Source organism: Streptomyces yongxingensis (assembly GCF_055597465.1).
Genome location: NZ_CM145717.1, coordinates 5,031,254 through 5,044,286, shown reverse-complemented (window position 1 = coordinate 5,044,286; position 13,033 = coordinate 5,031,254). Strand labels below are relative to the sequence as shown.

The 13,033-nt window shown below is 66.7% G+C and carries 24 protein-coding genes; all 24 read left to right on the top strand.

Annotation, left to right across the window (positions count from 1 at the left end; all coding sequences use genetic code 11):
* Positions 1–32 precede the first annotated feature (32 nt).
* The 24 genes from rplV (at position 33) to ACZ6TD_RS21290 (ending at position 13,005) form a co-directional block, all read left to right on the top strand.
* A complete protein-coding gene (gene rplV, locus ACZ6TD_RS21405; RefSeq protein WP_059148970.1) occupies positions 33–380 on the top strand; it encodes a 50S ribosomal protein L22 in 348 nt (115 codons plus the stop codon).
* A complete protein-coding gene (gene rpsC / locus ACZ6TD_RS21400; RefSeq protein ID WP_471356334.1) occupies positions 380–1,210 on the top strand; it encodes a 30S ribosomal protein S3 in 831 nt (276 codons plus the stop codon). Before rplV ends, rpsC begins: the two co-directional genes overlap by 1 nt.
* 4 nt (positions 1,211–1,214) lie before the next feature.
* The gene (gene rplP / locus ACZ6TD_RS21395; RefSeq protein ID WP_009715875.1) at positions 1,215–1,634 is read left to right on the top strand and encodes a 50S ribosomal protein L16; all 420 of its coding nucleotides are present in this window, start codon (positions 1,215–1,217) and stop codon (positions 1,632–1,634) included.
* A complete protein-coding gene (gene rpmC / locus ACZ6TD_RS21390) occupies positions 1,634–1,858 on the top strand; it encodes a 50S ribosomal protein L29 (RefSeq protein ID WP_009715874.1) in 225 nt (74 codons plus the stop codon). Before rplP ends, rpmC begins: the two co-directional genes overlap by 1 nt.
* Positions 1,858–2,145 (top strand): 30S ribosomal protein S17, encoded by a 288-nt coding sequence (gene rpsQ, locus ACZ6TD_RS21385; RefSeq protein ID WP_014054172.1) that lies wholly within the window; start codon positions 1,858–1,860, stop codon positions 2,143–2,145. Before rpmC ends, rpsQ begins: the two co-directional genes overlap by 1 nt.
* 99 nt (positions 2,146–2,244) lie before the next feature.
* Complete coding sequence (gene rplN, locus ACZ6TD_RS21380) at positions 2,245–2,613, top strand: 50S ribosomal protein L14 (RefSeq protein ID WP_003998823.1); 369 nt, start codon at positions 2,245–2,247, stop codon at positions 2,611–2,613.
* 3 nt (positions 2,614–2,616) lie between these two features.
* Entirely contained in the window at positions 2,617–2,940 is a 324-nt protein-coding gene (rplX, locus tag ACZ6TD_RS21375; RefSeq protein ID WP_470009700.1) for a 50S ribosomal protein L24, read from the top strand.
* Positions 2,940–3,500: a 50S ribosomal protein L5 gene (rplE, locus tag ACZ6TD_RS21370; protein ID WP_020869255.1), complete on the top strand. Its 561-nt coding sequence runs from the start codon at positions 2,940–2,942 to the stop codon at positions 3,498–3,500. Before rplX ends, rplE begins: the two co-directional genes overlap by 1 nt.
* A 3-nt stretch (positions 3,501–3,503) precedes the next feature.
* Positions 3,504–3,689: a type Z 30S ribosomal protein S14 gene (locus ACZ6TD_RS21365; protein WP_003948630.1), complete on the top strand. Its 186-nt coding sequence runs from the start codon at positions 3,504–3,506 to the stop codon at positions 3,687–3,689.
* A gap of 209 nt (positions 3,690–3,898) precedes the next feature.
* Positions 3,899–4,297, top strand: a complete 399-nt coding sequence (gene rpsH, locus ACZ6TD_RS21360; protein ID WP_014178779.1) for a 30S ribosomal protein S8 — start codon at positions 3,899–3,901, stop codon at positions 4,295–4,297.
* 20 nt (positions 4,298–4,317) lie between these two features.
* On the top strand, positions 4,318–4,857 hold the full coding sequence (gene rplF, locus ACZ6TD_RS21355) for a 50S ribosomal protein L6 (RefSeq protein WP_198269288.1): 540 nt from the start codon (positions 4,318–4,320) through the stop codon (positions 4,855–4,857).
* Between the two features lie 3 nt (positions 4,858–4,860).
* Positions 4,861–5,244 carry a 50S ribosomal protein L18 gene (rplR, locus tag ACZ6TD_RS21350; protein ID WP_470009697.1) on the top strand — a complete coding sequence of 128 codons (384 nt, stop codon included), beginning with the start codon at positions 4,861–4,863 and terminating at the stop codon, positions 5,242–5,244.
* A 43-nt stretch (positions 5,245–5,287) separates the two neighbouring features.
* The gene (rpsE, locus tag ACZ6TD_RS21345; protein WP_020869250.1) at positions 5,288–5,893 is read left to right on the top strand and encodes a 30S ribosomal protein S5; all 606 of its coding nucleotides are present in this window, start codon (positions 5,288–5,290) and stop codon (positions 5,891–5,893) included.
* 2 nt (positions 5,894–5,895) lie between these two features.
* A complete protein-coding gene (rpmD, locus tag ACZ6TD_RS21340) occupies positions 5,896–6,078 on the top strand; it encodes a 50S ribosomal protein L30 (RefSeq protein ID WP_037952898.1) in 183 nt (60 codons plus the stop codon).
* 1 nt (position 6,079) lies between these two features.
* Positions 6,080–6,535 carry a 50S ribosomal protein L15 gene (gene rplO / locus ACZ6TD_RS21335; RefSeq protein WP_471356330.1) on the top strand — a complete coding sequence of 152 codons (456 nt, stop codon included), beginning with the start codon at positions 6,080–6,082 and terminating at the stop codon, positions 6,533–6,535.
* A gap of 204 nt (positions 6,536–6,739) precedes the next feature.
* Positions 6,740–8,053: a preprotein translocase subunit SecY gene (secY, locus tag ACZ6TD_RS21330; RefSeq protein WP_137979071.1), complete on the top strand. Its 1,314-nt coding sequence runs from the start codon at positions 6,740–6,742 to the stop codon at positions 8,051–8,053.
* A complete protein-coding gene (locus ACZ6TD_RS21325; protein ID WP_471356327.1) occupies positions 8,053–8,709 on the top strand; it encodes an adenylate kinase in 657 nt (218 codons plus the stop codon). Before secY ends, ACZ6TD_RS21325 begins: the two co-directional genes overlap by 1 nt.
* Positions 8,710–8,802: 93 nt before the next feature.
* Complete coding sequence (map, locus tag ACZ6TD_RS21320) at positions 8,803–9,639, top strand: type I methionyl aminopeptidase (protein ID WP_471356326.1); 837 nt, start codon at positions 8,803–8,805, stop codon at positions 9,637–9,639.
* A 150-nt stretch (positions 9,640–9,789) separates the two neighbouring features.
* Positions 9,790–10,011 (top strand): translation initiation factor IF-1, encoded by a 222-nt coding sequence (infA, locus tag ACZ6TD_RS21315; RefSeq protein ID WP_003956442.1) that lies wholly within the window; start codon positions 9,790–9,792, stop codon positions 10,009–10,011.
* Positions 10,012–10,039: 28 nt separating this feature from the next.
* Positions 10,040–10,153, top strand: coding sequence for a 50S ribosomal protein L36 (gene rpmJ, locus ACZ6TD_RS21310; protein ID WP_003956441.1), 114 nt, complete (start codon positions 10,040–10,042; stop codon positions 10,151–10,153).
* 193 nt (positions 10,154–10,346) lie between these two features.
* Positions 10,347–10,727, top strand: a complete 381-nt coding sequence (rpsM, locus tag ACZ6TD_RS21305) for a 30S ribosomal protein S13 (RefSeq protein ID WP_470009692.1) — start codon at positions 10,347–10,349, stop codon at positions 10,725–10,727.
* 66 nt (positions 10,728–10,793) lie between these two features.
* Entirely contained in the window at positions 10,794–11,198 is a 405-nt protein-coding gene (rpsK, locus tag ACZ6TD_RS21300; RefSeq protein ID WP_009715860.1) for a 30S ribosomal protein S11, read from the top strand.
* Between the two features lie 28 nt (positions 11,199–11,226).
* The gene (gene rpsD / locus ACZ6TD_RS21295; protein ID WP_470009691.1) at positions 11,227–11,853 is read left to right on the top strand and encodes a 30S ribosomal protein S4; all 627 of its coding nucleotides are present in this window, start codon (positions 11,227–11,229) and stop codon (positions 11,851–11,853) included.
* Between the two features lie 129 nt (positions 11,854–11,982).
* The gene (locus ACZ6TD_RS21290; RefSeq protein WP_009715858.1) at positions 11,983–13,005 is read left to right on the top strand and encodes a DNA-directed RNA polymerase subunit alpha; all 1,023 of its coding nucleotides are present in this window, start codon (positions 11,983–11,985) and stop codon (positions 13,003–13,005) included.
* Positions 13,006–13,033: the final 28 nt, after the last annotated feature.

The following is a 13,033-nucleotide window of genomic DNA, read 5'->3' as shown; positions in this document are numbered from 1 at the left end:
AAAGACTCATGACAGACACCGAAGGGACAACCATGGAAGCCAGGGCCCAGGCGCGGTACATCCGCGTCACGCCCATGAAGGCCCGCCGCGTGGTGGACCTCATCCGTGGCATGAGTGCCACGGAGGCCCAGGCGGTCCTGCGTTTCGCCCCGCAGGCCGCGAGCGTGCCGGTCGGCAAGGTGCTGGACAGCGCCATCGCCAACGCCGCGCACAACTACGACCACACCGACGCCGACAGCCTCTTCATCTCCGAGGCGTACGTCGACGAGGGCCCGACCCTGAAGCGGTTCCGTCCGCGCGCCCAGGGCCGCGCCTACCGGATCCGCAAGCGGACCAGCCACATCACCGTGGTCGTCAGCAGCAAGGAAGGAACCCGGTAATGGGCCAGAAGGTAAACCCGCACGGGTTCCGGCTCGGCATCACCACCGACTTCAAGTCGCGCTGGTACGCCGACAAGCTGTACAAGGACTACGTCAAGGAAGACGTCGCCATCCGCCGGATGATGACGAAGGGCATGGAGCGCGCCGGTATCTCCAAGGTGGAGATCGAGCGCACCCGTGACCGCGTCCGCGTCGACATCCACACCGCCCGGCCGGGCATCGTCATCGGCCGCCGCGGCGCGGAGGCCGACCGTATCCGTGGCGAGCTGGAGAAGCTGACCGGCAAGCAGGTGCAGCTCAACATCCTCGAGGTGAAGAACCCCGAGGTCGACGCTCAGCTGGTGGCCCAGGCCGTCGCCGAGCAGCTCTCCTCCCGCGTCTCCTTCCGCCGTGCGATGCGCAAGTCGATGCAGAGCTCGATGAAGGCCGGCGCCAAGGGCATCAAGATCCAGTGTGGTGGCCGTCTCGGCGGCGCCGAGATGTCCCGCTCGGAGTTCTACCGCGAGGGCCGCGTGCCCCTGCACACGCTCCGCGCGAACGTCGACTACGGCTTCTTCGAGGCCAAGACCACCTTCGGCCGCATCGGCGTCAAGGTGTGGATCTACAAGGGCGACGTGAAGAACATCGCCGAGGTCCGCGCCGAGAACGCCGCCGCCCGCGCCGGCAACCGCCCGTCGCGTGGTGGCAGCGACCGCCCGCAGCGCCGTGGCGGCGAGCGCGGTGGCCGCGGCCGTAAGCCGCAGCAGTCCGCCGCGGCCGCCGAGGCCAACAAGGCCGAGGCGCCCGCCGCTCCGGCGGCCGAGCCCAGCGCAGCCGGAAAGGAGAGCTGACCCCATGCTGATCCCTCGCAGGGTCAAGCACCGCAAGCAGCACCACCCCAAGCGGTCCGGCATGGCCAAGGGCGGTACGGAGCTGGCGTTCGGCGAGTACGGCATCCAGGCCGTCACCCCGGCGTACGTCACCAACCGTCAGATCGAGGCCGCTCGTATCGCGATGACCCGCCACATCAAGCGTGGCGGCAAGGTCTGGATCAACATCTACCCGGACCGTCCGCTGACGAAGAAGCCTGCCGAGACCCGCATGGGTTCCGGTAAGGGTTCGCCGGAGTGGTGGGTCGCGAACGTCAAGCCCGGTCGGGTGATGTTCGAGCTGTCCTACCCGAACGAGAAGACTGCGCGTGAGGCGCTCACCCGCGCTGCTCACAAGCTCCCGATGAAGTGCCGGATCGTTCGGCGCGAGGCAGGTGAGTCGTGATGGCGGCCGGTACCAAGGCGTCCGAGCTGCGTGAGCTGAACAACGAGGACCTCGTTGGCAAGCTGCGTGAGGCCAAGGAAGAGCTGTTCAACCTCCGCTTCCAGGCGGCGACCGGACAGCTCGAGAACCACGGCCGGCTGAAGGCCGTCCGCAAGGACATCGCCCGGATCTACACCCTGATGCGGGAGCGCGAGCTCGGCATCGAGACGGTGGAGAGCGCCTGATGAGCGAGACGAATGTGACTGAGAACGCAACGCAGAACCGCGGCTTCCGCAAGACCCGTGAGGGTCTGGTCGTCAGCGACAAGATGGACAAGACCGTCGTCGTCGCCGTCGAGGACCGCGTCAAGCACGCGCTGTACGGCAAGGTCATCCGCCGTACCAACAAGCTCAAGGCGCACGACGAGCAGAACGCCGCGGGTGTCGGCGACCGCGTCCTCCTGATGGAGACCCGGCCGCTGTCCGCGACCAAGCGCTGGCGCGTCGTCGAGATCCTCGAGAAGGCCAAGTAACCCCCTGAGGACAGCAGTCCTCAGGCCAGTTCCGCCAGGCTCGGCGGGGGCCCGGACCAGGGCCCCCGCCGGGAACCGGCAGACGATCAGGAGATAGACGTGATCCAGCAGGAGTCGCGACTGCGCGTCGCCGACAACACGGGCGCGAAGGAGATCCTTTGCATCCGTGTTCTCGGTGGCTCCGGTCGCCGCTACGCGGGCATTGGTGACGTCATCGTCGCCACCGTCAAGGACGCGATCCCCGGTGGCAACGTGAAGAAGGGTGACGTCGTCAAGGCGGTCATCGTGCGCACCGTGAAGGAGCGCCGCCGCCCGGACGGTTCGTACATCCGCTTCGACGAGAACGCGGCCGTCATCCTCAAGAACGATGGCGACCCCCGTGGCACCCGTATCTTCGGCCCCGTGGGCCGTGAGCTGCGCGAGAAGAAGTTCATGAAGATCATCTCGCTCGCGCCGGAGGTGCTGTAACCGATGAAGATCAAGAAGGGCGACCTGGTCCAGGTCATCACCGGTAAGGACAAGGGCAAGCAGGGCAAGGTCATCGCGGCCTTCCCGCGCGAGGACCGTGTCCTGGTCGAGGGTGTCAACCGGGTCAAGAAGCACACCAAGGCCGGACAGACCGCTCGTGGTTCGAAGACCGGCGGCATCGTGACGACCGAGGCCCCCGTCCACGTGAGCAATGTGCAGCTCGTGGTGGAGAAGGACGGCAAGAAGGTCGTCACCCGCGTCGGATACCGCTTCGACGACGAGGGCAACAAGATCCGCGTTGCCAAGCGGACCGGTGAGGACATCTGATGACTGCCACCACCACTGCACCGCGTCTCAAGGCGCGCTACCGCGAAGAGATCCAGGGCAAGCTGCAGGAGCAGTTCTCCTACGAGAACGTCATGCAGATCCCGGGTCTGACCAAGGTCGTGGTCAACATGGGTGTGGGCGACGCCGCCCGCGACTCCAAGCTGATCGAGGGCGCCATCCGCGACCTCGCCACGATCACCGGCCAGAAGCCCGCCGTCACCAAGGCCCGTAAGTCCATCGCGCAGTTCAAGCTGCGTGAGGGCCAGCCGATCGGTGCCCACGTCACCCTCCGCGGTGACCGGATGTGGGAGTTCCTGGACCGCCTGGTGTCGCTCGCGCTTCCGCGTATCCGCGACTTCCGCGGTCTGTCGCCGAAGCAGTTCGACGGCCGGGGCAACTACACCTTCGGTCTCACGGAGCAGGTCATGTTCCACGAGATCGACCAGGACAAGATCGACCGCGTCCGGGGTATGGACATCACCGTGGTGACCACGGCGACCAACGACGAAGAGGGCCGTGCCCTGCTGCGTCACCTCGGCTTCCCGTTCAAGGAGGCGTGAGCCGTGGCGAAGAAGGCTCTCATTGCCAAGGCCGCCCGCAAGCCCAAGTTCGGCGTGCGTGGGTACACGCGCTGCCAGCGCTGCGGACGTCCGCACTCCGTGTACCGCAAGTTCGGCCTGTGCCGCGTGTGCCTCCGTGAGATGGCTCACCGCGGCGAGCTGCCGGGCGTGACCAAGAGCTCCTGGTAATCAGCCCATACGGGCTGGTACCGGGCTCTCGGTAAGCAAATGGATGGCGAGGCCCGCCCGTCCGCTCCCGTAGAGTGGAAGGGTTGGGCGCTCGCCGCCCAGAATCCTTACTACGCCGTAGGTCCCCGCGCCGCACCCGTGCCCGCCGATGAGCGGGTGAGAGGGATGGCGCATACAGGAAACCCCGGCGAGAGAGGCCGAAGGCCATCATGACCATGACCGATCCGATCGCAGACATGCTGACGCGTCTGCGAAACGCGAACTCGGCGTACCACGACTCCGTCGTGATGCCCCACAGCAAGATCAAGTCGCATATCGCGGAGATCCTCCAGCAGGAGGGCTACATCACCGGTTGGAAGGTCGAGGACGCCGAGGTCGGCAAGAACCTCGTCCTCGAGCTGAAGTTCGGCCCGAACCGCGAGCGCTCGATCGCCGGCATCAAGCGGATCTCGAAGCCGGGCCTGCGGGTCTACGCAAAGTCCACCAACCTGCCGAAGGTGCTCGGCGGCCTGGGCGTGGCGATCATCTCCACGTCGCACGGGCTCCTCACCGACAAGCAGGCCGGCAAGAAGGGCGTGGGTGGGGAAGTCCTCGCCTACGTCTGGTAACCAGGGAACGGAGGAAGCACATGTCGCGCATTGGCAAGCTGCCCATCCAGGTTCCCGCTGGTGTGGACGTCACCATCGATGGCCGCACGGTCGCCGTGAAGGGTCCCAAGGGCTCTCTCTCGCACACCGTCGCCGCGCCGATCGAGGTCGCCAAGGGTGAGGACAACGTCCTCGTTGTCACCCGCCCGAACGACGAGCGTCAGAACAAGGCCCTGCACGGCCTGTCGCGCACGCTGGTGGCGAACATGATCACCGGCGTGACCCAGGGCTACAGCAAGGCGCTCGAGATCAGCGGTGTCGGTTACCGCGTCCAGGCCAAGGGCTCCAACCTGGAGTTCTCCCTGGGCTACAGCCACCCGATCCTGGTCGAGGCCCCGGAGGGCATCACCTTCAAGGTGGAGTCCCCGACCAAGCTGAGCGTCGAGGGCATCGACAAGCAGAAGGTCGGCGAGGTCGCCGCGAACATCCGCAAGCTGCGCAAGCCCGACCCGTACAAGGCCAAGGGCGTGAAGTACGCGGGCGAGGTCATCCGCCGCAAGGTCGGAAAGGCTGGTAAGTAAGCCATGACATACGGTGTGAAGATCGCCAAGGGCAACGCGCGCAAGGCGGCTGCCGTCAAGCGGCGTCACATCCGCGTCCGCAAGCGGGTCTCCGGTACGCCGGTCCGCCCCCGCCTCGTGGTGACGCGGTCCAACCGTCACATGGTGGCGCAGGTCATCGACGACATCGCGGGCCACACCCTGGCCTCGGCGTCGACGCTGGACAGCTCCATCCGGGCGGCCGAGGGCGACAAGAGCGCCCAGGCGCAGCAGGTCGGCGCCCTGGTGGCCGAGCGGGCGAAGGCCGCGGGCATCGAGGCCGTCGTGTTCGACCGCGGTGGCAACAAGTACGCCGGGCGCATCGCCGCTCTGGCGGACGCCGCCCGCGAGGCCGGGCTGAAGTTCTGAGCCCCGGTTCCAACGCAAAGCGGAAACGAGAGAGGTAAATCCAATGGCTGGACCCCAGCGCCGCGGTGGCGGCGCCGGTGGCGGCGAGCGGCGGGACCGGAAGGACCGGCGGGACGGTGGCGCTGCCGCCGAGAAGACCGCTTACGTCGAGCGTGTTGTCGCGATCAACCGCGTCGCCAAGGTTGTGAAGGGTGGTCGTCGCTTCAGCTTCACCGCGCTGGTCGTGGTGGGCGACGGTGACGGCACCGTGGGTGTCGGTTACGGCAAGGCCAAGGAGGTGCCGGCCGCGATCGCCAAGGGCGTGGAGGAGGCCAAGAAGCACTTCTTCAAGGTCCCCCGGATCGCCGGCACCATCCCGCACCCGATCCAGGGTGAGGAGGCCGCGGGTGTCGTGCTGCTGAAGCCGGCGTCGCCCGGTACCGGTGTGATCGCCGGTGGCCCGGTGCGTGCCGTGCTGGAGTGCGCGGGCATCCACGACGTGCTGAGCAAGTCGCTCGGCTCGTCGAACCCGATCAACATCGTGCACGCCACGGTGGCCGCTCTGCGGGGCCTTCAGCGCCCCGAGGAGATCGCCGCCCGCCGTGGTCTGCCGCTCGAGGACGTCGCCCCCGCCGCTCTGCTGCGGGCGCGTGCCGGGGTGGGTGTGTGAGCATGGCCCGCCTGAAGATCACGCAGACGAAGTCGTACATCGGCAGCAAGCAGAACCACCGCGACACTCTGCGTTCGCTCGGGCTGAAGAAGCTCGGCGACGTGGTCGTCAAGGAGGACCGCCCCGAGTTCCGCGGCATGGCGCAGACCGTGCGGCACCTCGTGACGGTCGAGGAGGTCGACTGACATGGCGGAGAGCAACCCGCTGAAGGTCCACAACCTCCGGCCCGCCCCGGGCGCCAAGACCGCCAAGACCCGTGTCGGTCGTGGTGAGGCGTCCAAGGGTAAGACCGCTGGTCGTGGCACCAAGGGCACCAAGGCCCGCTACCAGGTTCCGGAGCGCTTCGAGGGTGGGCAGATGCCCCTCCACATGCGGCTCCCGAAGCTCAAGGGCTTCAAGAACCCCTTCCGCACCGAGTACCAGGTCGTGAACCTGGACAAGCTGGCCGCGCTCTACCCCGAGGGTGGCGAGGTCACGGTGGCCGACCTGGTCGCCAAGGGTGCGGTTCGCAAGAACCAGCTCGTCAAGGTGCTGGGCTCCGGTGAGGTCTCCGTGGCGCTCCAGGTGACGGTCGACGCCGTCTCCGGCTCCGCCAAGGAGAAGATCACCGCTGCCGGCGGCACCGTCACCGAGCTCGTCTGAGCACGGTGGATTTCTGACCGGGGGTGCCCCAGATACGGGGCATCCCCGGTTGGTCGTTCCAAGCGGGGCCGGGTCGCCGGTAAGGTGGCTGGCGTTGTTACCTTCCGCGCGGTACGTCTCCGCGCGGGTCCTGGCTGATAAGTATTCGTCGATCCTCAAGACCGTCACCTCTCGCGAAGCGACGCGGGGGGCGCAGGAGGCACCGTGCTCACCGCGTTCGCCCGGGCGTTCAAGACGCCCGACCTGCGCAAGAAGCTGCTGTTCACGCTGGGCATCATCGTGCTCTTCCGGCTCGGGCAACATGTCCCGATCCCGGGCATCGACTACAAGAACGTCCAGACGTGCATGGACCTCGCCAAGGGCCAGCAGGGGCTGTTCGGCTTGGTCAACATGTTCAGTGGTGGCGCACTGCTCCAGATCACCATCTTCGCGCTGGGGATCATGCCGTACATCACGGCGAGCATCATCCTCCAGCTGCTGACCGTGGTGATCCCGCGCCTCGAGGCCCTCAAGAAGGAGGGCCAGGCCGGTCAGGCGAAGATCACGCAGTACACCCGCTATCTGACCATCGCGCTGGCGATCCTCCAGGGCACCGGCCTGGTGGCCACCGCCCGCAGCGGCTCGCTCTTCCAGAGCTGCCCGGTCGGCGGCCAGATCGTCCGTGATGACTCGATCTTCACCACCGCCGTGATGGTCATCACCATGACCGCGGGCACCGCGCTGATCATGTGGCTCGGTGAGCTGGTCACCGACCGCGGCATCGGCAACGGCATGTCGATCCTGATGTTCGTCTCGATCGCCGCCGGTTTCCCGAGCGCGATGTGGAGCATCAAGCAGCAGGGCAAGATCATGGACGGCTGGCTGGAGTTCGGCCTGGTGATCCTCTGTGGTCTGGCCATGGTCGGCCTGGTGGTCTTCGTCGAGCAGGCCCAGCGCCGGATCCCCGTGCAATACGCCAAACGCATGATCGGCCGTCGCAGTTACGGCGGTACGTCCACCTACATCCCGATGAAGGTGAACCAGGCGGGTGTGATCCCCGTGATCTTCGCCTCATCGCTGCTGTACATCCCGGCGCTGATCGTCCAGTTCTCCAATTCGAAGGCCGGCTGGGCGACCTGGATCTCGCAGAACTTCGTCAAGGGCGACCATCCGATCTACATCGCCACGTACTTCCTGCTGATCGTCTTCTTCGCATTCTTCTATGTCGCCATCAGCTTCAACCCCGAAGAAGTTGCCGACAACATGAAGAAGTATGGTGGGTTCATCCCGGGTATCCGGGCTGGTCGTCCCACCGCGGAGTACCTGAGCTACGTGCTGAACCGCATCACGTGGCCCGGTGCGCTCTATCTGGGCTTGATCGCCCTGGTGCCCACGGTGGCGCTGGTGACGCTCAACGCCAATCAGAACTTCCCGTTCGGCGGCACGAGCATCCTGATCATCGTGGGTGTCGGCCTGGAGACTGTGAAGCAGATCGAGAGCCAGCTTCAGCAGCGACACTACGAAGGGTTCCTCCGCTGATGCGAATCGTCCTCGTCGGACCTCCGGGAGCCGGCAAGGGTACGCAGGCCGCGTACCTCGCCGAGAAGCTGTCGATCCCGCATATCTCCACCGGCGACCTGTTCCGCGCGAACATCAGCCAGGGCACCCCCCTCGGCAAGCAGGCGCAGGAGTACATGCGGGCCGGGCAGCTGGTGCCGGACGAGGTCACCATCGGCATGGCGGAGGACCGGATGGGCCAGCCGGACGCGGCGAGCGGCTTCCTGCTCGACGGCTTCCCGCGCAATCTGGGGCAGGCCGAGGCCCTGGACGCCTACCTCCGGGACCACGAGCTCACGCTGGACGCGGTGCTGGATCTGGAGGTTCCCGAGGCCGAGGTGGTCAAGCGGATCGCCGGCCGCCGCACCTGCCGCACCGACAGCGCGCACACCTTCCATGTGGAGTACAAGAAGCCCAAGGTCGAGGGCGTGTGCGATGTGTGCGGCGGTGAGCTGTACCAGCGCGAGGACGACAGCGAGGAAACGGTCCGCGACCGGCTGGAGGTCTACCACAGCCAGACCGAGCCGATCGTCGACTACTACAAGGCCCAGGGCCTGGTCGTGACGATCTCGGCGCTGGGCAAGGTGTCCGAGGTCACCCAGCGGGCAATGGACGCCTTGGCCGCCAAGGCGGCCTAGGGAACGCGAGCTGTCACCGGCCGCGACGCTCCGCCTGGGGCGTCGCGGCCGTACTGTTGAGCAGATACGTGTATGGACGCGGAAGGCTGAGTGATGGTGGAGATCAAGACTCCCGAGCAGATCGCGAAGATGCGTGAGGCGGGACTGGTCGTCGCCGCCATTCACGAGGCGACCCGGGCGGCGGCCGTCCCCGGCGCCAGCACCAAGGACCTGGACGACGTCGCCCGTAAGGTCATCGCCGACCACGGCGCCAAGTCGAACTTCCTGGGGTACGGCGGCTTCCCCGCCACCATCTGCACCTCGGTGAACGACATCGTGGTGCACGGCATCCCGGACCGGGAGACCGTCCTCAGGGACGGCGACATCATCTCCATCGACGCGGGCGCGATCGTGGACGGCTGGCACGGCGACGCCGCCTTCACCGCCTTCGTGGGCACCGGGCACGCCCCGGAGCTGTACGAGCTCAGCCGGGTCACCGAGGAGTCGATGTGGGCCGGGATCGCGGCGGTCCGCAGGGGCAACCGGTTGGTCGACATCTCCAAGGCGATCGAGGGCTACATCCGCCGCCAGCCCCGCCCGGCCTCCGGCAAGTACGGGATCATCGAGGACTACGGCGGCCACGGCATCGGCACCCAGATGCACATGGACCCGCATCTGCTGAACTACGTCTCCAAGAAGCGCGGCAAGGGCCCGAAGCTGGTCCCCGGCTTCTGCATCGCGATCGAGCCCATGGTGAGCCTGGGCACCGCGAAGACGCATGTGCTGGCCGACGACTGGACGGTCAAGACGGACGACGGCGCCTGGTCCAGTCACTGGGAGCACTCGGTCGCGCTGACCGAGGAGGGCCCGCTGGTGCTCACCGCCGTGGACGGCGGCAGGGCCAAGCTGGCCGAGCTGGGCGTGGAGGCCGCGCCCGACCCGCTGGCCTGAGGATCTCCGTGGGCATAAAGATCTCAAAATCGGGGCATGATGCCCCCGATTCGTGTTTCGGGATGCCCTGACGTAGACTGACACGTCGGCTCTCGCATGCCCTCCCGCATGTCGCGAGCCGATCAAGGTAGCCGATCCCGAAAGCAGGACATGGCCAAGAAGCAAGGCGCCATCGAAATCGAGGGCACCGTGATCGAGTCTCTGCCGAACGCGATGTTCAAGGTGGAGCTTCAGAACGGTCACAAGGTCCTCGCGCACATCAGCGGCAAGATGCGCATGCACTACATCCGCATCCTGCCCGATGACCGGGTGGTCGTGGAGCTGTCTCCGTACGACCTCACGCGCGGACGGATCGTCTACCGCTACAAGTAGATCTCACGACCCGGAGAACCTCACACCCATGAAGGTCAAGCCGAGCGTCAAGAAGATCTGCGACAAGTGCAAGGTGATCCGCCGCCACGGCCGGGTCATGGTCATCTGCGACAACCTGCGCCACAAGCAGCGCCAGGGCTGACGCACACCGGCCGGAATCCTGCACCACTCGCAGTATCTTCGCGCGACGTCATAACTCGTACATACGCAGTCACCCGTTCCCGCCCCGCGGGGACGACACCCCCGGTCGGAGGCCGGGGACCCGGGAGCCGTCCCGTACGGCGGCCGGGAGTGGTGCTGCGGAAGACCTCCGACAACCATCTGGAGCCAGATTCATGGCACGCCTCGCAGGCGTTGACCTCCCGCGCGACAAGCGCGTCGAGGTCGCCCTCACCTACGTCTTCGGCATCGGTCGCACCCTTGCCCAGCAGACGCTCGCCAGCACCGGTGTGAGCCCGGACACCCGCGTTCGCGACCTGGCCGAAGAGGACCTGGTCAAGATCCGCGAGTACGTGGACAACAACATCAAGACCGAGGGTGACCTCCGTCGCGAGATCCAGGCCGACATCCGCCGCAAGGTCGAGATCGGCTGCTACCAGGGTCTGCGCCACCGCCGCGGCCTTCCGGTCCACGGCCAGCGCACGTCGACCAACGCCCGCACCCGCAAGGGCCCGCGTCGCGCCATCGCCGGTAAGAAGAAGCCGGGCAAGAAGTAGTCCGCACCGGACGCTGACAAGCGGTCCGAGCTGTAGGACCGACCACCTCCACGGGAGATTTCGAGAATGCCTCCGAAGAGCAGGACGGCCGGCGCCAAGAAGGTGCGCCGCAAGGAGAAGAAGAACGTCGCCCACGGGCACGCTCACATCAAGAGCACGTTCAACAACACCATCGTGTCGATCACGGACCCGACCGGGAATGTGATCTCTTGGGCCTCGGCCGGCCACGTCGGCTTCAAGGGCTCGCGCAAGTCCACTCCGTTCGCCGCGCAGATGGCCGCCGAGTCGGCCGCCCGCCGCGCGCAGGAGCACGGCATGCGCAAGGTCGACGTGTTCGTCAAGGGTCCGGGCTCCGGCCGTGAGACCGCGATCCGCTCGCTCCAGGCCACCGGCCTGGAGGTGGGCTCGATCCAGGACGTCACTCCGACTCCGCACAACGGATGCCGCCCGCCCAAGCGTCGGCGTGTCTGACCGGCTGAAGTAGGAGACAACAGAAACAATGGCGCGTTACACCGGGGCCGACTGCAAGCGTTGCCGTCGGGAGAAGCAGAAGCTCTTCCTCAAGGGGAGCAAGTGCGAGAGCGCGAAGTGCCCGATCGAGATCCGTCCTTACCCCCCGGGTGAGCACGGTCGCGGGCGCACCAAGGACAGCGAGTACCTGCTGCAGCTCCGTGAGAAGCAGAAGGCGACCCGCATCTACGGCGTCCTTGAGAAGCAGTTCCGTGGTTACTACGCGGAGGCGAACAAGAAGACCGGCAAGACCGGTGAGAACCTGCTTCGCATCCTCGAGACCCGACTCGACAACGTGGTCTACCGGGCCGGCTTCGCCAAGTCCCGCGACCACGCCCGTCAGCTGGTCCGCCACGGCCACTTCACCGTGAACGGCGTCAAGACCGACATCCCGTCGGCTCGTGTCACCGTGAACGACATCGTCGAGGTCCGTCCGAAGTCCCGGACCCTGACCCCCTTCCAGGTGGCTCAGGCCGAGGCGGGCGAGCGCACCGTGCCGGCGTGGCTGGAGGCCATTCCGTCGCAGCTGCGGATCCTCGTGCACTCGATGCCCGAGCGCCAGGTGATCGACACCCAGGTGCAGGAGCAGCTGATCGTCGAGCTCTACTCCAAGTAGGAGCGAGGCCCGCCGGCGCAGCCGGCTGATGTGAGGGTCGGGCGGTACGGAGCCGTTTGGCACGTACCGCCCGTACCATTAAAGGGTTCGGCGTCAAATAGCGGGCGCCGAAGACTGGAGGCAATACCCATGCTGATCGCTCAGCGTCCCTCGTTGACCGAAGAGGTCGTCGACGAGTTCCGCTCCCGGTTCGTGATCGAGCCGCTGGAGCCGGGCTTCGGCTACACCCTCGGAAACTCCCTGCGTCGTACGCTCCTCTCCTCGATCCCCGGTGCGGCTGTCACCAGCATCCGGATCGACGGGGTCCTGCACGAGTTCACCACCGTGCCGGGCGTCAAGGAGGACGTCACCGACCTGATCCTCAACATCAAGCAGCTCGTCGTCTCCTCGGAGCACGACGAGCCGGTCGTGATGTACCTGCGCAAGCAGGGCCCGGGTCTGGTCACCGCCGCCGACATCGCGCCGCCGGCCGGTGTCGAGGTGCACAACCCCGACCTGGTCCTGGCCACGCTGAACGGCAAGGGCAAGCTGGAGATGGAGCTGACCGTCGAGCGCGGTCGCGGCTACGTCTCCGCCGTGCAGAACAAGCAGGTCGGCCAGGAGATCGGCCGGATCCCGGTCGACTCGATCTACTCGCCGGTGCTCAAGGTCACCTACAAGGTCGAGGCGACCCGTGTCGAGCAGCGCACCGACTTCGACAAGCTGATCGTCGACGTCGAGACCAAGCAGGCCATGCGGCCGCGTGACGCCATGGCGTCGGCCGGTAAGACCCTGGTCGAGCTGTTCGGCCTGGCCCGCGAGCTGAACGTGGACGCCGAGGGCATCGACATGGGCCCGTCCCCGACGGACGCCGCCCTCGCCGCCGACCTGGCGCTGCCGATCGAGGAGCTCGAGCTCACCGTTCGTTCGTACAACTGCCTCAAGCGCGAGGGCATCCACTCCGTGGGTGAGCTCGTGGCGCGGTCCGAGGCGGACCTGCTCGACATCCGGAACTTCGGCGCCAAGTCGATCGACGAGGTCAAGGCGAAGCTGGCCGGTATGGGCCTCGCGCTCAAGGACAGCCCGCCCGGATTCGACCCGACCGCCGCCGCTGACGCCTTCGGCGCCGATGACGACGCGGACGCCGGGTTCGTGGAGACCGAGCAGTACTAGAACCCGCTGGTCCGCTGTGGCTGAGGTC

Bases quoted from the DNA above. Each gene is read 5' to 3' on its own strand.
- rplV (WP_059148970.1), top strand. From the start codon at position 33: ATGGAAGCCAGGGCCCAGGCGCGGTACATCCGCGTCACGCCCATGAAG.
- rpsC (WP_471356334.1), top strand. From the start codon at position 380: ATGGGCCAGAAGGTAAACCCGCACGGGTTCCGGCTCGGCATCACCACC.
- rplP (WP_009715875.1), top strand. From the start codon at position 1,215: ATGCTGATCCCTCGCAGGGTCAAGCACCGCAAGCAGCACCACCCCAAG.
- rpmC (WP_009715874.1), top strand. From the start codon at position 1,634: ATGGCGGCCGGTACCAAGGCGTCCGAGCTGCGTGAGCTGAACAACGAG.
- rpsQ (WP_014054172.1), top strand. From the start codon at position 1,858: ATGAGCGAGACGAATGTGACTGAGAACGCAACGCAGAACCGCGGCTTC.
- rplX (WP_470009700.1), top strand. From the start codon at position 2,617: ATGAAGATCAAGAAGGGCGACCTGGTCCAGGTCATCACCGGTAAGGAC.
- rplE (WP_020869255.1), top strand. From the start codon at position 2,940: ATGACTGCCACCACCACTGCACCGCGTCTCAAGGCGCGCTACCGCGAA.
- rpsH (WP_014178779.1), top strand. From the start codon at position 3,899: ATGACCATGACCGATCCGATCGCAGACATGCTGACGCGTCTGCGAAAC.
- rplF (WP_198269288.1), top strand. From the start codon at position 4,318: ATGTCGCGCATTGGCAAGCTGCCCATCCAGGTTCCCGCTGGTGTGGAC.
- rplR (WP_470009697.1), top strand. From the start codon at position 4,861: ATGACATACGGTGTGAAGATCGCCAAGGGCAACGCGCGCAAGGCGGCT.
- rpsE (WP_020869250.1), top strand. From the start codon at position 5,288: ATGGCTGGACCCCAGCGCCGCGGTGGCGGCGCCGGTGGCGGCGAGCGG.
- rpmD (WP_037952898.1), top strand. From the start codon at position 5,896: ATGGCCCGCCTGAAGATCACGCAGACGAAGTCGTACATCGGCAGCAAG.
- rplO (WP_471356330.1), top strand. From the start codon at position 6,080: ATGGCGGAGAGCAACCCGCTGAAGGTCCACAACCTCCGGCCCGCCCCG.
- ACZ6TD_RS21325 (WP_471356327.1), top strand. From the start codon at position 8,053: ATGCGAATCGTCCTCGTCGGACCTCCGGGAGCCGGCAAGGGTACGCAG.
- map (WP_471356326.1), top strand. From the start codon at position 8,803: ATGGTGGAGATCAAGACTCCCGAGCAGATCGCGAAGATGCGTGAGGCG.
- infA (WP_003956442.1), top strand. From the start codon at position 9,790: ATGGCCAAGAAGCAAGGCGCCATCGAAATCGAGGGCACCGTGATCGAG.
- rpmJ (WP_003956441.1), top strand. From the start codon at position 10,040: ATGAAGGTCAAGCCGAGCGTCAAGAAGATCTGCGACAAGTGCAAGGTG.
- rpsM (WP_470009692.1), top strand. From the start codon at position 10,347: ATGGCACGCCTCGCAGGCGTTGACCTCCCGCGCGACAAGCGCGTCGAG.
- rpsK (WP_009715860.1), top strand. From the start codon at position 10,794: ATGCCTCCGAAGAGCAGGACGGCCGGCGCCAAGAAGGTGCGCCGCAAG.
- rpsD (WP_470009691.1), top strand. From the start codon at position 11,227: ATGGCGCGTTACACCGGGGCCGACTGCAAGCGTTGCCGTCGGGAGAAG.
- ACZ6TD_RS21290 (WP_009715858.1), top strand. From the start codon at position 11,983: ATGCTGATCGCTCAGCGTCCCTCGTTGACCGAAGAGGTCGTCGACGAG.